Source organism: Geminocystis sp. NIES-3708 (assembly GCF_001548095.1).
Classification (GTDB): Bacteria; Cyanobacteriota; Cyanobacteriia; order Cyanobacteriales; family Cyanobacteriaceae; genus Geminocystis.
In genome coordinates, this window is record NZ_AP014815.1 from 880336 (window position 1) to 903907 (window position 23572).

The 23572-nt window shown below is 33.2% G+C and carries 17 protein-coding genes; 6 read left to right on the forward strand and 11 right to left on the reverse strand.

The features are described 5' to 3' along the window. Positions 1–72: 72 nt before the first annotated feature. Complete coding sequence (locus GM3708_RS03865) at positions 73–720, forward strand: Panacea domain-containing protein (protein WP_066344270.1); 648 nt, start codon at positions 73–75, stop codon at positions 718–720. On the opposite strand, the gene GM3708_RS03870 is transcribed toward GM3708_RS03865, so the two are convergent. From GM3708_RS03870 to GM3708_RS03885, 4 genes are all read right to left on the reverse strand, one after another. Beyond that, complete coding sequence (locus GM3708_RS03870; protein ID WP_066344271.1) at positions 717–1013, reverse strand: hypothetical protein; 297 nt, start codon at positions 1011–1013, stop codon at positions 717–719. The two genes, GM3708_RS03865 and GM3708_RS03870, sit on opposite strands and share 4 nt — an antisense overlap. 239 nt (positions 1014–1252) lie before the next feature. Next, complete coding sequence (locus GM3708_RS03875; protein ID WP_315862620.1) at positions 1253–1582, reverse strand: hypothetical protein; 330 nt, start codon at positions 1580–1582, stop codon at positions 1253–1255. Positions 1583–1723: 141 nt separating this feature from the next. After that, complete coding sequence (locus GM3708_RS03880) at positions 1724–2536, reverse strand: TniB family NTP-binding protein (protein WP_315862621.1); 813 nt, start codon at positions 2534–2536, stop codon at positions 1724–1726. Positions 2537–2541: 5 nt separating this feature from the next. Next, complete coding sequence (locus GM3708_RS03885; protein ID WP_231933063.1) at positions 2542–4239, reverse strand: Mu transposase C-terminal domain-containing protein; 1698 nt, start codon at positions 4237–4239, stop codon at positions 2542–2544. A gap of 557 nt (positions 4240–4796) precedes the next feature. Here GM3708_RS03885 and GM3708_RS03890 point away from each other — a divergent pair. Beyond that, positions 4797–6791: an NAD(P)/FAD-dependent oxidoreductase gene (locus GM3708_RS03890; protein WP_066344273.1), complete on the forward strand. Its 1995-nt coding sequence runs from the start codon at positions 4797–4799 to the stop codon at positions 6789–6791. 99 nt (positions 6792–6890) lie between these two features. Continuing rightward, the gene (locus GM3708_RS03895; protein WP_231933064.1) at positions 6891–7415 is read left to right on the forward strand and encodes an MgtC/SapB family protein; all 525 of its coding nucleotides are present in this window, start codon (positions 6891–6893) and stop codon (positions 7413–7415) included. A 370-nt stretch (positions 7416–7785) separates the two neighbouring features. Here the strand turns inward: GM3708_RS03895 and GM3708_RS03900 are convergent, their stop codons facing one another. From GM3708_RS03900 to amt, 7 genes are all read right to left on the reverse strand, one after another. Next, complete coding sequence (locus GM3708_RS03900; protein WP_066344274.1) at positions 7786–8874, reverse strand: fatty acid desaturase; 1089 nt, start codon at positions 8872–8874, stop codon at positions 7786–7788. Between the two features lie 29 nt (positions 8875–8903). Continuing rightward, entirely contained in the window at positions 8904–10097 is a 1194-nt protein-coding gene (locus GM3708_RS03905; RefSeq protein WP_066344276.1) for an FAD-dependent monooxygenase, read from the reverse strand. 157 nt (positions 10098–10254) lie between these two features. Continuing rightward, positions 10255–11241 carry a methyltransferase domain-containing protein gene (locus tag GM3708_RS03910; protein WP_066344278.1) on the reverse strand — a complete coding sequence of 329 codons (987 nt, stop codon included), beginning with the start codon at positions 11239–11241 and terminating at the stop codon, positions 10255–10257. Between the two features lie 60 nt (positions 11242–11301). Next, positions 11302–12135 carry a carbohydrate ABC transporter permease gene (locus GM3708_RS03915; protein ID WP_066344280.1) on the reverse strand — a complete coding sequence of 278 codons (834 nt, stop codon included), beginning with the start codon at positions 12133–12135 and terminating at the stop codon, positions 11302–11304. A gap of 12 nt (positions 12136–12147) precedes the next feature. Next, a complete protein-coding gene (locus GM3708_RS03920) occupies positions 12148–12882 on the reverse strand; it encodes a cytochrome c biogenesis protein CcdA (protein WP_066349333.1) in 735 nt (244 codons plus the stop codon). Positions 12883–13053: 171 nt separating this feature from the next. After that, on the reverse strand, positions 13054–14463 hold the full coding sequence (locus tag GM3708_RS03925) for a diguanylate cyclase domain-containing protein (RefSeq protein WP_066344282.1): 1410 nt from the start codon (positions 14461–14463) through the stop codon (positions 13054–13056). A 72-nt stretch (positions 14464–14535) separates the two neighbouring features. Beyond that, a complete protein-coding gene (amt, locus tag GM3708_RS03930; RefSeq protein WP_066344284.1) occupies positions 14536–17313 on the reverse strand; it encodes an ammonium transporter in 2778 nt (925 codons plus the stop codon). Positions 17314–17701: 388 nt separating this feature from the next. On the opposite strand from amt, the gene GM3708_RS03935 reads away from it, so the two are divergent. The 3 genes from GM3708_RS03935 (at position 17702) to GM3708_RS03945 (ending at position 23541) form a co-directional block, all read left to right on the forward strand. Beyond that, a complete protein-coding gene (locus GM3708_RS03935) occupies positions 17702–18922 on the forward strand; it encodes a PleD family two-component system response regulator (RefSeq protein WP_066344286.1) in 1221 nt (406 codons plus the stop codon). Positions 18923–19373: 451 nt separating this feature from the next. Further along, positions 19374–22037: a hybrid sensor histidine kinase/response regulator gene (locus GM3708_RS03940; RefSeq protein ID WP_066344288.1), complete on the forward strand. Its 2664-nt coding sequence runs from the start codon at positions 19374–19376 to the stop codon at positions 22035–22037. Between the two features lie 52 nt (positions 22038–22089). After that, positions 22090–23541, forward strand: a complete 1452-nt coding sequence (locus GM3708_RS03945) for a methyl-accepting chemotaxis protein (RefSeq protein WP_066344290.1) — start codon at positions 22090–22092, stop codon at positions 23539–23541. Positions 23542–23572 lie beyond the last annotated feature (31 nt).

Consider the following 23572-nt stretch of genomic DNA (forward strand, 5'->3'; position numbering starts at 1 on the left):
GATTCTTTCAAGTGTTAGGATAGGAATGAAAATGAGCAAAAACAGTTCAGATTTCACACAGGAGGTTTACAAATGGTAACACCAATAGATGTAGCTAATTACTTCATCTCAAAAAGTTTAGATACTGATGGGAAAACACCAGATAAATTAAAAGTCCAAAAGCTAGTTTATTATGCTCAAGCATGGAATCTGACTTTTTACAACAAACTTTTATTTGATGAGCAACTAGAGGCATGGCAAAATGGTCCTGTTGCACCTACTTTATACCAATATTGTAAAAATAATTCATCTGGAGAGTATCCAATTCAATCACAGCAAACAAATATATTTTCAAAGTCTGAGTTATATGTTTTAGAAGAAGTGTTCAGAGTTTATGGAAATTTAACGAGTAAGCAACTAAGAAAATTAACCCATAGAGAAACTCCTTGGAGTGGAGCTAGACTGGGGTTATCCAAAAAAGATTCATCGAATGAACCTGTTTTAAATGATGAGATTCGAGCATATTATCAAAACTTTGCCGATCTAAATTCTGAATCACCGAAAATTTTAGATATTGCGATCGAACCTGAAAAAGAAGTAACGGTAACAGCAAGATTCTTAGATGGAACGACTCAAGAAGTTAAACAGTCTGAAATAGTTGATTTTATTTTGAAAAATAAAGATGTATTAACTTCGGAAAAGAGAAAACCTAGACGAGCTTTGTTATCTTTGCCTAGCTAAAAACAAATTTTTACATTGTGATTTGTTAGAAATTGTATCGGTCTTATTTCCACCCCATTACTCCAATTCGCTAAATCTTCTTCGTTTTTGAAACAAGTTACCTCACAACCACTAAAAAACTTATATTCTGTATTAATATCATCATTGGAATTACTGTGATATGGTCTTTCTCTGCCTAATTCAACATACACAGAAATATTCATCCCTAACCTTTTTATAACTCCGTAAACTTCCCCATTTGATTCTGCATATTTGGACTCTTCCTTCGTAATATTGATAATGGTATATTCCATACAAGTTATTCTTAATAGACTAAAATACTATATATAGTGTTAATTATAAAGTTATAACACTATATATAGTGTAAAATTAATTTAGAGTATTTTTCATTTCACAGAAATCAAGTCCACATCGATCGCACTTTCCAAACTCCCAAAGAGATGGAATTTTAAACCTAGCACCACAGTTAGGACACTTACACAACAGTTTTAAATCATGTCGATCGCATTTCCATCTTGATTTGTATTGCCATTCAATATGATGATGAGGGGATTTCACCATAACAAGCCCCACAAAGACGAATAGGCTCTAATTTCATCGGTTCAGAGGGTAACATCGCTTTTAATTGAAACAACTCTAAACCCAATAAATTACCTAAAGCAGTCAACTCCTCATCTGAGGGGAAAGGATAATGGCGGAACTTCTCCCACCGAGTGATCGCACCACCAATACCAGCTAACTCTCCTAAAGCACTGGCACTAAGATAATTTCTTCTTCTCACTCTTCCTAAAAAATGACTTAAACTCTCCCCCTCTAAAGGTTCGATCGGTAGTAACCAAGTATTAATATCCGTATCCAACATAAATAAATAACCTCCTTAATTTGCCTTCCCTCTTGTCATTCCGAGTTTATCGAGGAATCTCCCAGAGATGCTTCCTGTCGTCAGCATGACAGTTAAAAACCTTCCCTCACCATAACGAATCGAATTATGAATATTCTCTTGCTACCTCCTGTAAAATATCCTTTTCAATGCTTTTTTGCCCCTTGAAAGGGATTTAATTGCCGCCTCCCTGAGAAGTTCATCTAATCTACCGATATAACCCCCTGTTGCTTTTGTAATAATCTTGAACATATCCAGTTTTGTTAAATTAGAGGCAACAGGCAAATTCAAAACCTCCTTTTCCCAAATTGATACAGTTTCTTTGAAATCCTCTCCCGTTAACTTCCCGAATCTACGGTGCGATCGAAATCTGTTATAAACCTGTTCATCCCTTTTTATAACAGCATCTAGTCGATCTGTTCCTACTAAAACCACTAACATTTCTAACTTATCGCTGATGTCTCTAACTTCGGGAAAAGTATCAGGTTTAAGACGATCAGCTTCATCAACGATCAACATTTCCACATCACAGGCTTTTAAAACATCCATCGCTCTCGATCTAAAATCGGATACCGTACCCTTAACCGCTCGATACCGCAAAGCCTCAATAATTTCTCTGAAAAAATCTTTGGCACTACATTTAGCAGGAGGCATAATATAAACCACAGGCACAGAGGGAGTTTGTTGTCCTTTTTGGGAAGGCTTATTTCTGAGTTTGTAGGACTCACAGGCGATGGTTTTCCCCGTGCGAGATTCCCCTACAATACGACAAGATTGTCTTGCTTTTCGTTTTTCATCTAACCAATTGTGTAAATCTTTCAAATGTTCTAAAGGAACTATACTACTTCGATTAAGACGACAAATCTCTTGGTGTAACCATTGTTCATCTTGACCCAAATCACCTAACTCTTTTGCGATCGACTGTGCTTTTGTCATAATACTTACCATCCATAATCATCTTTCATTTCATCTAAATCCCAAACCTCAAAGTCATCATCGGTATCTAAAAGTATTTCTTCCACCTGTTCAAAAGATTCTTGCTCTTTTTCAATGACAGGTAATGAAGGAGTTTTTTTATAACTTTGTTCCTCTTTTTGCCTTTGCTTACGGCTTTTATTCTTGATAGTGACTTCTCGATCAATCACCTCTTGTAAAATAGCCTCATTACTAATATTTTTCTCCTTTTCTCGAAGTCTTTTAGCACTTGCCTTTGCATCAGCTAAAGATAAAGATTCTGTTTCCAATCCCTGAGCATAAGCACGAGTTAAAAATTCTTCTTGCCCTCTGCTATGCTGATAAACCCAAATAGTCGTAATATCTCTAGGATCATATCTAAGGCTTACGGTTTTTCCTGCAAATCCCTCAAGGTATTCTCCTTTATAATGGATATTTTCAAATAAAAGATACCCTCCTCGTTGAACCTGTCGCCGAGCTTGTTTCATCAAACAAATATCTAAATCTCGCTCTGACATTACTTCAGGAATCGCCCTCAATCCTGCTTCCCAACGCTGAAAACGAGTTTGATCTCCCATTCTTGCATCGATACTTTGATTGTACTTATCAACAATAAAACGAACTATCAAACGCTCTAACTCTTGCAATGTTAACTGAGCATCTTTTTCCGCATCTTCGGGACGTTCTTGAACATTTGAGCCTGTGTACCCTGGTAAAGTGGAAAAAAGACTTTGATTCAGTGTTTTAAAAGGACGTTCTACAATACCACCTTCCGAAGGGCGATCTCGCAACTTTAAAACAAAACCTAACTGAGTGGCGATTTCTTCCAAATGGTTTGATCTAAAATCCTTGCCACCATCAGTAAAAAGATACTGAGGTAGTCCGTAAGTACCCCACTCACAGTTAAGGCGATACTCCTCTGGATAGTGCTTAGGCAGTATTGCATGACGTAAAGCTAAACCGACAACATTAGAACTAGGGGCATCGAAACCGATATTAACTCCCACAATACAACGAGAATAACTATCTATAACAGTAGTCAACCATGGACGATCGAGCAAAACTTCATTTTTATCAACTAACAATACATCTACTTTAGTGTGGTCACACTGCCAAACTTGATTGCTGTAACTGATATTCAAGTCAACACCATCACGAGTTTTTACCGATAAAGTAGAACCTTCCCACCCTGGCGATCGAATTGTTTTTTTCTCTTGGTTGATGATGGGATTCAACACTCTTAAAACAGTACGATAACTAGGAGGATTTGTCTCATTTAGTTCGAGGGCTTTTGCTTGAACTCTGATCGCAACTTGCTTGACATTCATTCGTTTGCTTCCCTTGTTTCCTTCTTTGTACGTCTTAAGGATAAAACTTTCCCAAAAATCCTTGATTCGATGTTTTCCTTTATCCCTTTGATCGTTGATCGTTAATGCGTTTAATCCTTCTTCCTGATAACGTTTAAACAGTCTTTGCACGGAACGAACCGATATACCTAGTTCTTTTGCACCCTCTCGTAGTCTATCTCCATAGGTTGCTCTATCACAAGGTTCTAATAGAGACTGAATAATCTTGAGTTTTTGTTGTGCTTCAACGGGAAGTTCGGAAACGATCGTATTGTTACTTGAATCTTCCAATCTCGATCGAGCTACATGATCTTCGATGTTATGCTTTTCTTCTAGCATCACTCTAAATAGTATAATTGTTAAATAAAAACATAATGTTATCTTAACACAGTAAATAAAAAATGACGATGAATTTGTCACCGTCAAAAAAAAAGAATATTTGAAAAGATGCCATTTAATCTGTCACTAAATATAAAGACGACATTGAATTTGTCATTTAAAATTAGCTTCGTAAATTAGAGAAAAAGACTATAATGTAGAGATAATAAGGATTAAACCCAACGACACTAATTTGGCTTCATGTCATTTAATTTGGCACTGTACATCATCCATCTCTACACTTTAAGGTTTTATTGTTGATTATTTTCTTTGATGTTTTATTGTTGATTAAAAAACTGGATAATTGCTAGATCATTTATTATTTATTAATATTTGCTATTCTCATATTTTTGTTTTCATTCAAAATTAGAAAACTGGATCATTTCTGGATCAGCTATTTCTTAATCCTGGCTGTTTATCTTCAGATATTGTTCTCTTGGCGAAGAGACTCCTATTATTAGATAATAAATCAAATCATCTCATTAATAACTAAATATTTTTATCAAGTACTTATATAAATGAAACTAAAAGAAATTTTATATTTAGAAATTCCTAACCCTAATTCTCAACTTATTTGTGATTGGTTGCAGGAGATATGGCAACCTTCTCAAGGCAAAAAAATTAAAACTCCTGATGGTATTCGTTTAGAATTAGCTGATAATCATGAACTGTCTATTTTCACTTGGAGTTTACAACGAACTACTTATTTAAAAATCTTTCGTTGGGGTGAAAAACAAGTTATTAATGAAAATAAAATAAAACGAGAATTAGAAATAGCGATTAATCAAAAATTTCCTCCTAATTATTCTTCTTTACCCGAAATAGATTTAACTCATCAATCAATTTTTACTGCTTTAGAATCTCATTATCCAAATACGGTTAAATTTTTCCAAAAGATGCCCCAAGGAGAATATGATTTAACCAGAGCTTATTGGTGGGAAAAAAAATGGAGAGAAAGTGTTAAAAGTCAAGGAAAAAATATTCCAAAAAATCCACTCAAGCAAGTTATTTTTAGAGATCAAACAACTGGTAAAACAGACTATGATATAGTTTATGTTGGTGGTGCATTAGGAGCAATTCATGCGGCTTTAATGGCAAAATTAGGCTATAGTGTATTATTAATTGAACGCTTAAAATTTGGTAGAATGAATCGAGAATGGAATATTTCTCGCCTAGAATTTCAAGTATTAATTGATAATGGATTATTTACTAAAAAAGAATTTGAATCCATAATTGCCGCAGAATATAAAGATGGTTTTAGTAAGTTTTTTGATGCCAATAATCCTTCTAATTTAAAAGCAAATATTTTACATACTCCCACAGTTTTAAATATTGCTATCGATACCTCAAAATTATTAACATTATGCGGTGAAAAATTACGTCAATATGGAGCGGAAATTTGGGAAGAAACAGAATTTAACCGAGTAACAGTCGGCACAGATTTAGTGACAGTAAACACCACTAATTTAATTAATAAACAAGAAAAAGAAACTACCGCAAGACTGTTGATTGACGCTATGGGCACAGCTTCCCCTATTGCATGGCAAATTTCAGGTAATCGGGCTTTTGATAGTGTTTGCCCAACAGTAGGAGCAATCTTAGAAGGTATTGCCCCAGAAGTGTGGGATCGAGATTATGGTGATGTTTTATTTTCTCATGGAGATATATCGAGAGGCAGACAGTTAATTTGGGAATTATTTCCCGCAGAAGGTGATGAAGTTACAATTTATTTATTCCATTATCATCAAGTACATCCTGATAATCCCGGCTCACTATTGGAAATGTATGAAGACTTTTTTACGATTTTACCTGAGTATCGTCGTTGTGATCTCGATAAATTAGTCTGGAAAAAACCGACTTTTGGTTATATTCCGGGCAAGTTTACCATCAAAAAAGGCGATCGAAAAATTGCCACAGATCGTATATTAGCTATTGGAGACGCTGCTTCTTTACAATCACCATTAATTTTTACAGGTTTTGGCTCATTAGTCCGAAATTTAGGAAAATTGACCACTTTACTAGACTCTGCTCTCAAATATAACTTATTAGACGAAGATTCTTTAAACCAAATTCAGGCATATCAAAGCAATATCGCCGTTACTTGGCTATTTTCTAAAGGGATGATGGTGCCAACCCATAAGACTTTACCACCTCAACGCATCAACTCTATGTTAAATACCTTCTTTGGTTTACTGGCAGATGAGCCTGATACTGCGGAGATGTTTATTAAAGATCGCACAGATTGGCTCACTTTTAATCGTTTAGCCTTAAAAGCAGCATGGAAAAATCCTTCCTTATTATTTTGGATTTGGCAAATGGCAGGAAGTAAGGATATTTTTCGTTGGTTAGGTGCTTATAATGCTTTCACTCTCGATGCTTTTAAAAATCTATTATTTAGTCGTTGGTTTAAAACTTGGTTAGAAAACAAAAATTCATGGCTACCGAAGTCTAACCCAAAACTATGGTTTAAGTTATTCGTATTTGGGTCAAACTTACATCAAAAACAAAAATAAAATTAATTGGAAATGGAAGATAAAGAGTTTATACTTCGTCTGCTAGTGGCTCTATTATTAGGATCAGGTTTAAGTTTTGAACGTCAATGGTGACAAAGAATGGCGAGATTATTGACTAATAGTTTAGTCTGTATTGGTGCTTGTTTATTTGTCATGCTTTCGATGATGATGGAAGAGGACAGCAGTCCTACTCGTCTAATTGCCCAAGTTGTTTCAGGAATTGGTTTTTTAGCAGGAGGCGTAATTTTAAGAGAAGGGTCAAATATCCGAGGTTTAAACACCGCCGCAACTATTTGGTGTACGGCGGCTATTGGTGCTTTAACTGGTTCAGGTTTTATTTTTAAGGCTTTTATTGGAGCAATCATCGTTATATTTGCCCACTTATTTTTAACACCTTTAGGGGACATCATTAATGAAACATCATTGAGAGACAAGCCGTCCCAAAAGTGTTACTTATGTACGATTACTTGTAGTCGAGAACATGAATGCAACCTTCGAGAGAAGTTTTTAAATTATCTTGAACAACATAAAAGCCTTGAACTTCGTTCTATGCACAGTGGAAAATTAGCGAGTGTAAATATTGAAGTTAAAAATAAAGCAAATATAGTAGCAATAAATCACTAAGATCAAGATTTAGACTACATTATCAGTAATTTAAGTCTTGAATCAATGGTCATCAAGGCAACTTGTCAACTTATTTAGGATGTGGTGAAAAAGTATTTTATTAACCTCAGTTCGACAAAAGAAAAATACTGAAGACGAGACTGGTGGACAAGTGGACGGGGGGAAATTTTTAATATGTGTAAATTTTTGGGATAATTTTATTCATTCAAAAGAAATACCATCCACCTGTCAGCCTGTCAACGAGAGTCCATCATCACCGATAATTTTATATCGAACTCAGGTTTTATTAGGAAATACATCCTATATTAAAAACCATTGTCCATTGCTTAATCTCACAAAAGCATTTTTTTCAATAATTCCTATTCAATGATCAAATACTTTGACGAAATGAATCAATAGAAACCAATCTACTAGAAGCACAATCCCACAAAATAAACTCAGAACACCCTAACATATCCTTAATCTTAAGGGTTTTTACTTTCGAGAGAAGGTGAATATTTTTTTGATGACAGGCTTGGAGATTGTAATTAGGTATTTTTTCGGATAGATGGTGAATATTATGGTAGCCAATGTCTGCGGTAAACCATTTAAGAATTGTAGGTAATTCTAAATAACTACTACCCTCAATTGCCCCAGTAATATAATCCCAACCTTCTGTTTTATGTGCATAAGAGTCTTCAAAAATATGTTGTACAAAAAATATATTGATAAATATTGCAGCGGAAAAAGTTAAGGTAATAGAATAAATAGTGAAAAAGAATCCTGCACCCATAATATAACTCAAAATAATCCAGCTACTGATCACAAAAATATTATTAAAGAGTAAATCCCAAAATTCTTCAGCACTTTGCCAATGTTTAGATTTATGGTCAGAAATTATTTTTGACAAATTTATAGTTAATTTTGTTTTTAAAGAATTAATTATATCGATGATTAAGTCATAGATTCCCATAACCAAAGCTAATCGAGGTTTAATAGCAAGATAAAAAAAACCACCCGGAATAGCCATTAAAGGATGCCTAAGTAATTGATAGAGTTTTTGATTTGATGGAGTTAGGTTAGAAAATTCTTCTATTGAAAGAAAATCTGCTACTCCTCGATAACGTTCCCAATTACCATTAGTTTTATGATGATAAGCATGATCTCTTGACCATGAATATTGAGGCATTGCATTGATAATTCCTAAAATAAAACCAAAAATTCTATTCACCTTTTTAGAAGTAAAGAGAGAATAGTGTCCGCAATCGTGCATTAAAGAAAAACAACGTAGTGAAAACAATACCATTAAAATCATGATCAGTGGCAAAAACCAAAAGGAAATAGATGCAACCTTAAGCACTAAAAACCATAAAAATAAATAAGGAACTAATGTATTTAAGATTTGATAACTTGCCCAAAAATCGTTGCTCTTCATGTAGGGAATAAGAACAAAATCGGACTTTTTAATAGTATTCTTCATTAATATTTTTGACTCATCTAATTAGTGTGTTATTTGAATAGTTGTCTTTCTACATCATAGTCATAAATCCAAGCGGTTTTTTGATTTAATAAATTACCATCATTAACAGAAGATATTAAATGCAATCCTAAGTCTCTTACTATCGCTTTTATTCCTGTTGCGTGGAATATTTCTGCATTCTTTTTAGATGTTAGTTGTACATTTACTGTACGTTGTAGTCTGATTTGTTGATATTTAAGAAAAGCAGTTTCGATGTCTTTTTCTTGAACAATACATTCCGCTAAAATATATGCGTCTTCAATAGCCATAGCTGCACCCTGTGCTTGAAATGGCAGCATTGGATGAGCGGCGTCTCCTAATAAGGTAACATTTTTTTGTGACCAATAAGGCAATGATTGATGAATAAATAAACCCCATTTATAGCAAGGTTCTTCATTAGTCACCATATCTTTTAAAATTTGATTTAACAAATAAGATTTATTGGTGAAATTTTGAGCAATTTCTCGTTTATCCGCTAAAATCGTCCAACCTTGTTCATGCCAATTTTGATTTTTTACCACTAAAACTAAATTAAGCCAAGATATTTTCTGTTCTTGATTACCGTTAGGATATGCTACCACATGATGATTTTCCCCCATCCACACCGTTGCTTTACCTAATAACGATTTATAATCATCTTTGAAAGGTAAAATTACTCTATAGGCGGCATAACCTGCATATTCAGCTTTATACTCAGGAAATAGCGATCGCCTAATCATGGAATGAACTCCATCAGCTCCAATCAATGCTTTTGTAATCAAAGGATCTTGATTTTTAAACTTTAAAACTACTTGATTATCTTCTTGCTGATAACTTTCTAAATGTTGAGCAAAGTAAATTTTACTACGATCTTCAAGGGAATTAAATAATAATTGATGTAAATCTGCTCTCCGACATTGATAATAAGGTACTTCACTATTTAATTTCCATTGTGCCAAGATGTCATCAGATTTAAAAGAGCGTAACTGAAAACCAAAACAACGATGAGATATGTTTTTTAAAGACTTTTCTATACCTAACTGATGAAACACTCGGACAACATTAGGGCTTAATTGAAGTCCATACCCTAAAGCCTCAAAGGAATTAGCTTGTTCATATAATCGAAAATCAATCCCTTTTTGTTGTAAGGCAAGGGCGAGGGTTAAACCACCTATACCGCCGCCAATGATAGACAATTGTTTCATTAAAGTTGATCGTAAGATAAGTTTAATAAATTACATTTTTAATTTTTAAATACGTTGGCAAATACTATTGACTTTTACGAATGCTTCAAGTAAATATTATTTGCTTTTATAAATACTTGGGTGAATAATATTCACCCCCACAAATACTTCATTAATTTTAAATCTTAACTGCTTCGGTAGTTTCAGCTAGTTTTAGAGAGGTTGCGGATTGAGATTTCACAGCACGAAACATTCCAAAACGACATAAACCAGCACCAAAACCCACTCGCATTAATAACATAGTTGGCACTTCTCGCAAAGATTTGATAAATCCAGAAAAACCAAAACGAATTAAACCTTCAGGTCTTACTATACCCTGCCAAATAGATTCTAGCCAAGAGGGTAGAGTTTCTTTTGTCCAATCTGCGGTCATTACTTCCCCTTCTACTAGACCTGTTTCCGCAATTTGTTCTGAAAAACCCTCAATGCTTGAAAAGGAAGGATGTGACCATTGATCTAGTAATTGACGCATTACTACTTTTTCCCAACCGTTTAAAGGAACTTTGCGATCGTCTCTTTGATTCCAGTCAGCTACAACTAAAATGCCACCGGGTTTTAAAACTCGCATCATTTCTTGAGCATATTTAGCTTTATCGGGCATATGAGGACCAGCTTCGATAGACCATACTACGTCAAAACTATTATCAGGGAAGGATAAGTTCAGAGCATTATCTACTTGAAACTTTGCAGTAACATCTTCAGGAGTTAATTCTGTTGCTCGTTGCACTTGTTTAGGGCTAATGGTTATTCCTGTGGCTTGAAAACCATAACTCTTAGCTAAAATACGAGTACTTCCACCAATACCACAACCAACATCTAAAACAGTAGTGCCAGAAGGTAATTTATCTAATCCTCCCCATTTCACCATTTCATGAACGAAATCTGCTTTTGCTTCTAAAAAGTCTTTTTGTCTTGGAGGTGTGCCATAATGACCTAAGTGAATATGTTCTCCCCAATAAAATTCCAAAATACCGTCATCCGTCCATTCATCATAAGAATTAGCTACGGTTTCAGGAGATTCAAAACTACGAGGAGTAGCTAGGTAGATTACAATCCCGATTACTAATGAAATTACTAATATGCCCAAAAAATAGTATAAAGACATTAATATAAACCTTAATATTTATTTACAATTTTTTTATAATATCATTTTTAGGTTTAACAATTATCCTTTTACTCCACTACTAGCATCGCTAGGGATAATATACCGTTGTAGTAATAAAAATAATAATAAAACAGGGGCGATGGAAATAACAGATCCTGCGGCAATAAAACGCCAATTCAAATCTAAAGAACTAGCTAACCCCGCAACTCCTAATGGTAAAGTATAATATTCTGGACGATCAAGAATAATTAGAGGCCATAAAAAATCACTCCATGCACCGATAAAGACAAAAATGGCTAAAGTAATAGTAGCAGGTCGTACAGATGGTAACATGATATGCCACCAAATACCAATTTCGCTACAACCATCAATGCGGGAGGCTTCTTCTAATTCTTTAGGCACACCTTGAAAAGCTTGTCTTAATAAAAAGATGCCAAAAGCTGAAGCTAAATTCGGTAAAATGATCCCTAAATAATTGTTTCTTAATCCAAATTGTACAGCGAAAATATATAAGGGAATCATTACTATTTGAAAAGGAATCATTATGGTTGCAATTACTAAAGCAAAAATAAAATCTTTTCCTTGAAAATTAAGTCTAGCTAAAGGATAAGCGGCGAGGGAACAAAATAATAAATTTAAAATTACAGTTAAGACTGCGGTGATGGTACTATTGAGTAAATAACGCCCAAAAGGATAGTTTTCCCAGACGAGAGAAAAGTTTTCAAAAGTAAATTGTTGGGGAATAAATTGTGGTGGAAAAGTAAAAATATCTTCTCCGGCAGACTTAAAAGATGTACTTAATAACCATAGTAAGGGAAATAACATTAATAGGGCGATAATGGTTAATAATAAGTAAATGACTATAATTTTAATAAGATTTTTTTTGTTTTTCATATAACACTTTAATTAATTAAATGTAAAACGAGAAGCCAAGGAAAAGATCCCAAATATTAATAATACCCCACCACTTAAAGGATTTATCCACTGTGTAATAATCCTTAAACTGAGAAAACTTTTTAACATTCCTGTAAATGTTCCTGCTAAAATTAAAGGAAAAACATAACCAATTGCATAACTAATTAGAAAAATTACACCTAAAAATAAATTTTTACTATTAGCAATATAAGCAAGTAATGTTATTAAAACTGGAGTACTGCAAGGAGAAGCAATCAAACCAAAAGTGATTCCTAATAAATAAGATTTTAAACCATCAGGAAAATTATCTTTTATCCAATTAGAAGTGTCCCAATTAGGCAATTTTAAAGGTACTATTTCTAATAAATTTAATCCCATCAAAATGGCGATCGCACTAACAAAAATGGGTAAACCCGTGCCAATTTGTCCATAAACCTTACCTAAAAAAGCCGCAAAAACACCGAGAATAGCTAGAGTAGTGGCTAAACCAAAGGCAAAATAAGTAGATTGGATAAAGGAAGAAAACTTGCCTTTATTATCATAACCACCGATATAAGCAACAGTAAGAGGAAGCATTGATAGCATACAAGGGGTTAAACTGGTAATTAATCCTGTCAATAAAATAATGCCAATACTGAAAACACTTATCTGATTTAACTGATTATTTACTAATTGATTAGCTAATTGTTGTAGTTGATAAAGTTGTGTTGAAATAAATTCAAAAATCATTTAGATAATTAGGAATAAGGAATTAGTAGAGGTGAATGGTAAACACAAACGCATCTGAGTATAAAAGTAAAAGTGAGGGTAGGGACTATTGTACTTTGATAACAATGCACAGGGTAAAGTTTTTTAAATTTTTTACTAATTTTAAAAAATGTCAATAAATCAAAATAATTATTCATCATGGTTAAAATATACTTGGTTTCTACCATTATTTTTTGCCTGATATAAAGCATTATCAGCTAATTTTATTAGCATTTCTATAGAAGATTCAAAAGAGGGCTTAAAAGAAGCAACTCCTAAACTTAAAGTTATATATTCACTAACTTTTGAACCTTGATGAGGTATTTTTAAATTTAGTATTTCTGCTCTGATTTTTTCAGCAATATTTACCGCACCTTTTATATTAGTATTCGGTAAAATAATGGCAAATTCTTCACCGCCATAACGAGCTAAAAAATCTGAGGATCTTTTAACTATATTATCCATAATTTGTGCCACTTTTATTAAACATTTATCTCCCTCTGGATGTCCATAAATATCATTATAAGGTTTAAAATAATCCACATCGCATAAAATTAAAGATAAAGGTTGATTTCCTCTCAAAGAACGTTGCCATTCTTGTATGAGAGTATTATCAAAATAATGACGATTATAAATACCTGTTAATCCATCAATAGTTGCCAATTTGCTCAACTTTAATTCTAATTTTTTTCTGACGGTAATATCTCTAACGGTAATAGAAAAACCATCACCTAACTTAACAGCGATAAAATGAAACCATTTTTGTTCGTTTTTATAATGATATTTAATATCTTGCTCTAGAGCTTTACCTGTTTCTATAACTCGGATAAAAGCAGGAAATAATTCAGGTTTTATTTTGCTAATAAATCTTTTGAAAAGTAATTTTCCCGTCAAATTTTCTGGTTGACTATTAAAAATTTTAGCGGTAACGGGATTAACAACAATACAACGAAAATCCTCAATTTTACCTGTTTTTGGATCTCTAACAGCTTCTAAAGCGGCAATACCATCAAGAGAAGCATTGAGAATACTAGAAATTAATGCCCTTGATTGATATAAAATAGCCTCCGCTTCTTTTCGTTGACGAATTTCTTTTCTTAAGTTTTCTTGTTCTTTTTTTAGTAATAACTGCTCTTTTTCTAATAATTTTCTTTGGGTTTGAATTGTTAATTGACTGGTTATTCTTGCCAATACTTCTTCTTCTTGAAATGGTTTAGTTATATAATCTATTCCTCCTACTTCAAAGGCTTTTATTTTATCAAATACATCACTTAAAGCACTAATAAAAATCACAGGAATATCTTTTGTTTTTTCTTCTGATTTGAGTTTTTCACAAACTTCATAACCATCCATATTCGGCATTAAAATGTCTAATAAAATTAAGTCAGGAGGGTTAGATTGAGCTGCAATGATGGCACTTTCTCCATCGGAGGCTTTTTTTACTTTATAATCTTTCCCCTCTAACATTTTTGACAAAACTCTCAAATTTGCTGGTTGATCATCAACAATTAAGATACTTTCTATTAATTTTTCTTCTGAGTTAGAATCAAAGTCATTCATCGAATTATTTATAGCTATATAAAAAGTATTTTTATGAGGGTAGGAAAAATTTATCAATTATTTGGTTATGAATTATTCTATAAGTTTTCTTATTTTTTTGAGTTGAAAGTTATCAACTAAATTAGTTAATTTATCAATTAAAATCTTATATTCTAGGGGAATTTGTGCAATCAATTCTAATATTAAATCATCATCCAGATCAACTGCGGCTTGATATAATTGTTGTATCCATGATGGAGACATAATTTGTAAATCTTCAAGAGTTAAAGGTTCATTAGTAGAAACAACCATAGTTTGATTTTCTTCTTCATAGATATATTCAACTCCTAAGTGTTTAGCCATTGCATCAAAGATAACGGATTCTTTAAAAGGTTTTCTGATAAAATCATCACACCCAGCAGAAAGAATTACCGCTTTTTCTTCTTCCAAAACACTAGCCGTTAAAGCAATAATAGCCGTAGCATTACCTTTAATTGTACCTTTGATATATTGGGTTGCTTCATAACCATCCATCACAGGCATTCGCATATCCATCCAAATTAGATGAGGTTTCCAATCATCCCATATTTCGATCGCTTCTTGTCCATTTGCCGCTTCTTTTAATTGAAATCCTAAAGGTTGTAATAATTTTATCAGTAATAAACGATTCATTGAGCGATCGTCAACTACAAGAATACGATAGTTTTGCTGTCCAGATTTTAAGCCTATCACATGACGAGAATTAATCCGTTGTTCAATTTCTACCTCTTCAAGTTTTATTACTTGGGTAACAACTTCAAAACTAAAAATACTACCTTCTCCCAAGGTACTTTTTATACTTATATCTCCTCCCATTAACTGAACAAATTTTCGACTAATAGGTAATCCTAAACCAGTGCCTTCTTGGCTATTTCTACCAACTTCTGTTTGAGTAAAGGCTTCAAAAACTTTCCCAATATCTTCTTCTGCAATTCCTGCACCAGTATCTTCTATGGCAAAAGTGATATGAATTATATCTTTGTTTTTTGGTTGATAAGGGGTTAAATAGACTAATACATTAACTCCTCCTTCTTCCGTAAATTTAATAGCGTTATTCGTCAAATTGATTAATACTTGCCGTAATTTTGTCTCATCAGTGCGAATATAACGAGGTACATTCTCATCTCTCTCAAAATTTAGCTGTAATTCCTTCTCTTCAGCTTTTAGTTGTAATAAATCTTCAATTTCATTCATTAAAGTGTAAAGATCAAAGTTTTTCTCATTTAGGGTCATTTTCCCTGCTTCTATCTTCGACAAATCGAGAACATTATTGATTAAATTTAATAAATAATTGCCACTACGATTAATGATGTTTATATTCTCTTTATGATCTTCTGGTAACGTCTGCGATCGCATCATAATTTGAGAAAAACCAAGAATGGCATTCATAGGAGTACGTAATTCATGACTCATATTTGCCAAAAAAACGCTTTTTGTTTGATTAGCTATCTCTGCTTTCTCTTTTGCCATAGCTAATTCAAGATTTCCTGCTTGAAGTTGAGAAGTTGATTTTTCTAAAGATTCAATAACTTGATTATAACGAGTAGCAATATGTCCTACTTCCGTAAAAGGCTCAACTGGTACACGTAAACTAAGATCTTGAGTTTTCATCTGCTCATCCATAATAGTGAGTAAATCATAAACATCAGTTTTTGCTCTATGTTCAGATACATTTAACCCTATATCTTCATCTTCTAAAGAAACCCTTAAAGGAAAAAAACGGTTAACAAAATTAAGTAATAACCAAGCCATACCAAAAGCCCACACAAAACAGACGAAAATACCCAATAACTGTACTAATAACTGTTGAAAAGAGTTTAAACCAGTGCCTAATAACTCAGGTTGCCCAAATAGTGCTACAGCTAAAATTCCCCATGTTCCACCCACTCCATGCACTGCCACGGCATCCACCGCATCATCAATTTTTCGTTTTTCTAATTGAGCTTTCGCAAATAACATTAAGTAAGCACCGACAGCCCCAATAATGAAAGCCTCAGGGGTAGAAACAACATGACAACAAGCAGTTATCGAAACTAAACCTGCAATAGTACCATTCATCAAAAACTCAACTTCGGGCATTTTATACTTTTGCCATCCAAAAAAGCAACCACTAATCATACCAGCTACTCCAGCCATCAGAGTATTCACCAAAATTCTGGGTACTTGATCATTAAAAACAAAAATACTACCTCCATTAAAACCAAACCATGCTATCCATAACAACATTACTCCTAATACTGATAACGGTAAATTTGAGCCATTAATTTTATGAACAGAAAAACGACCATGACGAGGACCTATAATTAATAAAAGGGCAAATGATACCCATGCACCTATACTATGAACTACAGTACAACCAGCAAAATCCACAAAACCCAGATTACCTAACCAGCCAATAAAACCATTTTGACTGCTATTCATGCCATTCCATGCCCAATGACCAAAGATAGGGTATATAATGCCAGAAATAATAGCAGAAGCAATAATATAGGAACTAAATTTTAATCTTTCCGCCACTGCACCCGAAACGATGGTTGTTGAAGTACTACAAAACATAGCTTGAAAGAGAAAAAAAGCACCTAGATTAGAGTCATTATCCACATTAATAAAAAATCCTGTTGTGCCAATTATTCCACCTTTACTTAAGCCAAACATCAAGCCATAACCAAACATCCAAAATAAAGCAACGGAAATACCAAAATCTGCTAAATTTTTGACTGCTACATTGATGTTGTTTTTTGTTCTCGTCAATCCCGATTCCAAACACATAAATCCGGGTTGCATAAGAAAGACTAATCCAGCACAAATCAAAACCCATTGTAGATTAGTCATAAGCAATTTTGATATTTTGTTTAAGTTATCAATAATTATGTTTTAAATATTAAACTAGGACGAAAAAATATGATCAAATTTTCAAAAAAAAGTTAATCTTGTCAAGATTTCCATAATTTCTATTATAAATTTCTCTCTGCTAATCAGTAAATTTACGGTATAGAATAAAAAAAAAATTATATATTTTAAAGAAATAATAAGTTATAAAAATAAAAATTAATCTTTTTTGCTTAATGACACTAAAAGTTTTAGACTAAAAATAAAGAGAAAAATTGACTAAATATAGTTCTTACCCTTGATAAATAATTACCAATGCTAAACATAAAAAGGGTTGAGAGTAAAAATTAATAAATTGAATTCTTCTGAATTATTTTTTTGAGGGTTTATTATGAATGTAATATCTGGGGACTTTATTACTTATCTCCAACAGGAGTTAGATCGTTTATATGAACAAAAAGCAACTGGTGAATTAATATTGAGTCATGGAAATATTTCTGTTACCATTTTTATCTTGGCAGGAAGGATACAGTATGTTACTGATAGTAAACATCGGGTTAGACGTTGGCAACGTTCTATTTCACTACATTGTCATGATTGGATTCTCCCCACTCAAATATTAAATAGTCAACCTTGGGAGTATGATTTTTTATATCAAGGACTTAGTCAGAAAAAAATAACTCTCAACCAAGCAAAATCAGTCATTAAAACTGTTGCTGAAGAATGTTTATCAGAATTAGCTTTGCTACCACAAATTAAAGCAGAATGGCTAGAACATGATCGCATTAAATCAGCTTTTTCTTATTTTTTGAGTCTATCATTACCTGAAATTCATCCCGTTTTGAATCAAATAGATCAACTTCATCAAGAATGGCGTAAAAATGGTTTAGATAAATTACGACCTAGTTTAGCTCCCAATTTGTTAGAAAAAGGAAAAATAACCATTAATAATGTTGCCCAACAAAAATATTTGAATGGTGAATTTACAATTTGGGATATTGCTTTAAAGTTAAAACAATCTATCGCTAAAGTCGCTCATTCTTTAATTAATTGGGAAGAAAAAGGCTTAATTGAATTTAAAAATATCAATGATTTACCAGCTCCAATTCATAAAATAGTTGAAACAACAACAACCAAAAAATCCGCTGTGGTAAATCCTGTTACTATTCCTTCAGAAGCTAATTCTTTTGATACATCTGATAATTCCAAACAATCTTTTCTAATAGCGTGTATTGATGATAGTGCGATTGTTATTCATAATTTAAGAACAATTCTTGTACCCGCAGGATTTGAAATTTTAAGTATAAATGAACCGATGGCTGGTTTTGGCAAACTTATTGAACATAAACCTGATTTAATTTTATTAGATCTTAATATGCCTAATGCCAATGGTTATAGTGTCTGTAAATTTTTACGAGAAACTCCCGTTTTTGTTGATACACCAATCATTATTTTAACGGCACAAGATAGTAGTATTGATCGTACTCGTGCTAAATTAGTCGGTGCGAATGATTTTATCAACAAGCCTCCTGAAGCTCAAGCTCTAATTGCTTTAATTAATCGTTATTTAAAGTCTAGTAAAAAAACTGGAAAAAACTTAGCTAGTGCATAAACTTACCAATACTTAAATTTTTGCCCATCATATAATTTTTAGACATAGTCTTAGTACAAAGATTGACATCTTTTTTCATGATTTCTGGTATCTTTTACCCTGATTATTTACGCTGTTTTATCACACCTTACTTAAAATTATTATGAATAATTAAGAACAGTTGATGAAAAATTTATTGTTTAATTATGAAGAGATAATAACTTATTTAAGAAACATTAAATTTATGTTCTAACTTTAGTAAAAAGCTCTATCATATAAATATATTAAAAGAATTAAATCTATTATCTATTTAAGATTTTAATTCAAAATAGTAATCATAAATAGTAAGAGGGAAAAATTATAAACAACTTTGTTATTAAAAATACATAAAAAGAATATATTTCTAGTTTTTAATAATTGAGAAAAACAAAAATTATTATTATTAACCTTATTTTATCATGAGAGAATTACCATGATTGAAGACGAAGAAATCAGAGAAATATATAAAGTTTCAGGAGCAGAACATATTGAAAATTTGGAAAGAGGATTATTAACATTAGAAAAAGATCCTCACAATACAGAGTTGTTAGCAACTTTATTAAGAGAAGCCCACAGTCTTAAAGGAGATTCGAGGGTAATCGGGATTAAATCGGTAGAAACTATATCCCATCGTCTTGAAGAATTAATGGGGCGACTCAAAAATGGTCAACTTGATTGGTCAAATGTACTAGGAGAGAAAATGTATAGTACGGTGGGAGCTTTAGGAAAATTAGTCAATGAGGCTGTTACCGATGCACCTAGTGGTATTGATCCTAATCAGTTAATTAATCGTTTGAGCGAGTTTTTAATAGATACACCTTCAGTTAATTTCTCTTCTGACGAATTTTCATCTAATCAAGATCAAAGCAATAGTGATTTTACCGATAATGATCATCCCCTATTACTTATTGAAGATGAAGATTTACGGGAAATTTATCAAATTTCTAGTCAAGAACATTTAGAACAAATACGACTACAATTAGGCTTCTTGCAAGAAAATCCTGATGATCAAGATTCTTTAGAAAAGTTATTGACAGAGTTAGAAAGTTTTGAACTAGATTCTCATGTGGTTGAACAGGATTCCATTGAAGTTTTAATCCATAAAGTCAAAAAAACTTGTGAAATACTTAAAACTACTCAATTATCTTTTCCTCAAGTTGCACCTTTTCTTATTCAAGGAATAAATGCGATCGCTTCTTTAGTCAATCAAGTTACAACAGGAAATGTTGTCTTAGTCAATTATGAAAGAATATTAGGAGATTTAGAAAATTTAGTAGTAACTGGTGAGACTGCCAATAACGATACGGATTCTTCAACAAAAGTAGTTAAAGATATTGCTGGTATTCCTCAAAGAAGAAAAGAAGATCTTGGCATTCAGGATACCATTAGAGTCCCCATGCGTTATTTAGATGCTTTAATGACTCATACAGGGGAGTTAACAGTAACAAAAACCCGTCTTGCCCATACAGGAGAAAAAATTAGAGATTTAATTTATATCTGGAATGACTGGAAAACCCGTAAAAATACTAATTCGGCTCTAAGAAGAAAAGTTACCGAAGAAAAACTAGACGAAATTATCCATTACCTTCACAGTAGCGTTTCTGAAAATAATACTCGTTTAGACTTAATTTCACGGGAATTAGACGAAAAAATCCGTACTCTGCGTTTATTACCTCTTTCGACAATTTTCCTTCTTTTTCCTCGTTTAGTGAGGGATTTAGCTAAAGAACAAGGGAAACAAGTAGATTTTATCATGGAAGGAGGGGAGATTACTGTTGATAAGCAAATTTTAGAGGAAATGAAAGATCCTTTATTACACTTATTACGTAATGCGGTAGATCATGCCATTGAAACCACTCAAGAGAGAAAACAAGCCAAAAAAGATCCCATTGGCAAAATTTGGCTTAAAGCTACTCGTAGTGGTGAAAGTATTGTTTTGGAAATAGGAGACGATGGCAGAGGTTTAGACACAGAAAAAATTAAACAAACAGCCATTAAACGTAAACTTTATCGTGCAGAAGATTTAGCTTTGATGGGTGCAAGTCAATTGCGATCGCTAATCTTTTTACCCGGATTCTCTACCCGTAACTTTGTCACGGAAATATCAGGGCGTGGTGTTGGTTTAGATGTGGTGCGGACTAATATTGAACGGTTAAAAGGTCATATTACCATTGATTCTAACCCCAATGAGGGATCAGTATTTCGGATTCAATTACGCAGTACTGTTGCAACTCTTAACGTGATGTTATTTGAAGTACAAGGATTAATTCATGGTATGCCCCTAGAGGCAATTTCCAAAACATTATTGATAAGTAATAAGGATATTTATTCTCTGGAAGGAAAAACCACCATCACCGTTGACGAGAAACCCGTTACCCTCGTCAAAATGGCAGACTTATTGGAATTGCCGAACCTTAACCTTCCTACGGCACAAAAACAGCGACAAAGACAAGAAAAAACCTTTACTCCTGCCATCTTATTAACGGTAGAAGGACAAAATCTCGCCTTTGAAGTGGAAAGACTTCTTGAAGTTTTAGATGTGGTAATTAAACCTCAAAGCAAACTTTTAAAAAGAGTTCGTAATGTTGTAGGTGCAACGATTCTAGGCACAGGGGATGTGTGCATGATCCTTAATCCTAACGATCTCATGAAATCTGTTAATAAAGTTCATCATACGGTAATGACTTTAGAGCAAGGAGATTTAGAAGATGAGCAGGGAAATTTCCAAAAACCTTTAATTCTCTTAACTGAAGACTCTATTGCAGTTCGGACTCAAGAAAAACGTATTCTCGAAAAAGCTGGTTATGAAGTGGTGATTGCTGTTGATGGTATGGATGGTTATAACAAACTACGCAACAGTGGCAGAAACTTTGATGGCATTATTTCTGATGTAGAAATGCCTAACCTCAATGGTTTAGAGTTTACGGCTAAAGTGCGTCAACACCCTGAATATAAAGAATTACCGATTATTCTTGTTACTTCTCTAGCTAAAGAAGAAGATAAACGCAAAGGTGCTCAGGCGGGAGCAAATGCTTACATCATTAAAGATCAATTCAATCAAGAATTATTGATCGAAACTCTTGATCGCTTAGTGTAATTCATCAAACATCAACCAAAACTATAATCACAAAATAAACGGAGACAAAACTATGAGTATTTTACAATCTAAAAAATTACAAACTCGCATTTTGATGGGCTATACTTTGCCTTTAGGTTTATTAACTTTATTTGCTTTAATCATGGGAGTCGCTATTAAAAATACCAGTGATGTCTCGATGGAAATAGAAAGATCAAATCACGTCATTGATAATATCAGAGATTCTGTTATTCATACTTCTCGTATTGTTCGTAGTGTCCGTGGTGCTGGGCTATTTCCCAAAGAACCTCGTTATGTGGAATCCTATAATGTAGGGGTAGAAAGATTAGAAGACACTCTGACTAAAATGGATAATGGAGATATAAAAGATCCTCAACAAAAAGAAAACTGGCAAAAATTGGTCAAAGAAATTGAGTTCAAAAAAACAGAAAGTGAGCAAATTATGAATCTCATCAAAGCAGGAAAAATAAATGAAGCAATTCCCCAAATTAGTGAATTAGAAATGACCAGTTTTGACAAAATAAAAGATTCAATGTTGGAACGTGAAACTAAAATTATCGAAGATTTTAATAGTAAAGAAGAATTTGTTTTAAAACTAACAATGACTTTTATTGTTGTGGGTTTATTTGGTGGTGTAGCAGGAACATTAGTTTTTGGTAATATGATCGCTAAAGCTATTACTGACGAAGTCAAAACGGCTATTAATAATATTACTGCTTCTTCTAACGAAATTGCAGCAACCATGGAACAACAAGAGCGTACAGCAAATCTACAAGCGGCTTCTGTTAATGAAACTACAACCACAATGGATGAGTTACGAGCTTCTTCTCATCAATCAGAAGAACAAGCCGAAGCAGCGGCTCAAGCGGCTCAAGAAGTTTTGCAATTAGCTGATAATGGTAATCAATCTGTAGAAGAAACCGTTGCTACCATGATTGACTTGAAAAACAAAGTTGCCGCCATCGCTGATCAAATTGTCAGATTATCAGAACAAACTAACCAAATTGGGAATATTTCATCTTTAGTCAGTGATTTATCTCAACAAACAAATATGTTAGCTTTGAATGCTTCTGTAGAGGCAGTAAGGGCAGGAGAACATGGAAAAGGTTTTGCTGTAGTTGCGGAAGAAATCCGTAAATTAGCAGATCAAAGTCGTCAATCAGCTTCTAATATTGGTAGCTTAGTTTCCGATATTCAAAATGCCATTAACACTACCGTTATGGTGACAGATGAAGGAACAAAAACCGTTAATGCTGGTATGAATATCACAGAGCGTACGGCTAATGCTTTTGCTGGAGTATTAGAATCTGTTAATAATGTGGCGATGAATAATCAACAAATTGTTCTAAATATTCGTCAGCAAGGTAAAGCGGTACAACAAGTTCTCGAAGCAATGGATAGTATTAATCAAGGTGCACAAGAAAATGCCGCAGGGCTTTCTCAAGTTAAAGTTGGTACACAACAGTTAAGCCATACTGCAAAAGAACTAAGTGCGATCGTCTAATTTAAAAAGCAGTAGAAAAAAGGAGAAAAAA

What these genes read in the sequence shown, in the direction of transcription:
- GM3708_RS03865 (WP_066344270.1), top strand. Translation starts at nt 73, where the DNA reads ATGGTAACACCAATAGATGTAGCTAATTACTTCATCTCAAAAAGTTTA.
- GM3708_RS03870 (WP_066344271.1), bottom strand. Translation starts at nt 1,013, where the DNA reads ATGGAATATACCATTATCAATATTACGAAGGAAGAGTCCAAATATGCA.
- GM3708_RS03875 (WP_315862620.1), bottom strand. Translation starts at nt 1,582, where the DNA reads ATGTTGGATACGGATATTAATACTTGGTTACTACCGATCGAACCTTTA.
- GM3708_RS03880 (WP_315862621.1), bottom strand. Translation starts at nt 2,536, where the DNA reads ATGACAAAAGCACAGTCGATCGCAAAAGAGTTAGGTGATTTGGGTCAA.
- GM3708_RS03885 (WP_231933063.1), bottom strand. Translation starts at nt 4,239, where the DNA reads ATGCTAGAAGAAAAGCATAACATCGAAGATCATGTAGCTCGATCGAGA.
- GM3708_RS03890 (WP_066344273.1), top strand. Translation starts at nt 4,797, where the DNA reads ATGAAACTAAAAGAAATTTTATATTTAGAAATTCCTAACCCTAATTCT.
- GM3708_RS03895 (WP_231933064.1), top strand. Translation starts at nt 6,891, where the DNA reads ATGGCGAGATTATTGACTAATAGTTTAGTCTGTATTGGTGCTTGTTTA.
- GM3708_RS03900 (WP_066344274.1), bottom strand. Translation starts at nt 8,874, where the DNA reads ATGAAGAATACTATTAAAAAGTCCGATTTTGTTCTTATTCCCTACATG.
- GM3708_RS03905 (WP_066344276.1), bottom strand. Translation starts at nt 10,097, where the DNA reads ATGAAACAATTGTCTATCATTGGCGGCGGTATAGGTGGTTTAACCCTC.
- GM3708_RS03910 (WP_066344278.1), bottom strand. Translation starts at nt 11,241, where the DNA reads ATGTCTTTATACTATTTTTTGGGCATATTAGTAATTTCATTAGTAATC.
- GM3708_RS03915 (WP_066344280.1), bottom strand. Translation starts at nt 12,135, where the DNA reads ATGAAAAACAAAAAAAATCTTATTAAAATTATAGTCATTTACTTATTA.
- GM3708_RS03925 (WP_066344282.1), bottom strand. Translation starts at nt 14,463, where the DNA reads ATGAATGACTTTGATTCTAACTCAGAAGAAAAATTAATAGAAAGTATC.
- amt (WP_066344284.1), bottom strand. Translation starts at nt 17,313, where the DNA reads ATGACTAATCTACAATGGGTTTTGATTTGTGCTGGATTAGTCTTTCTT.
- GM3708_RS03935 (WP_066344286.1), top strand. Translation starts at nt 17,702, where the DNA reads ATGAATGTAATATCTGGGGACTTTATTACTTATCTCCAACAGGAGTTA.
- GM3708_RS03940 (WP_066344288.1), top strand. Translation starts at nt 19,374, where the DNA reads ATGATTGAAGACGAAGAAATCAGAGAAATATATAAAGTTTCAGGAGCA.
- GM3708_RS03945 (WP_066344290.1), top strand. Translation starts at nt 22,090, where the DNA reads ATGAGTATTTTACAATCTAAAAAATTACAAACTCGCATTTTGATGGGC.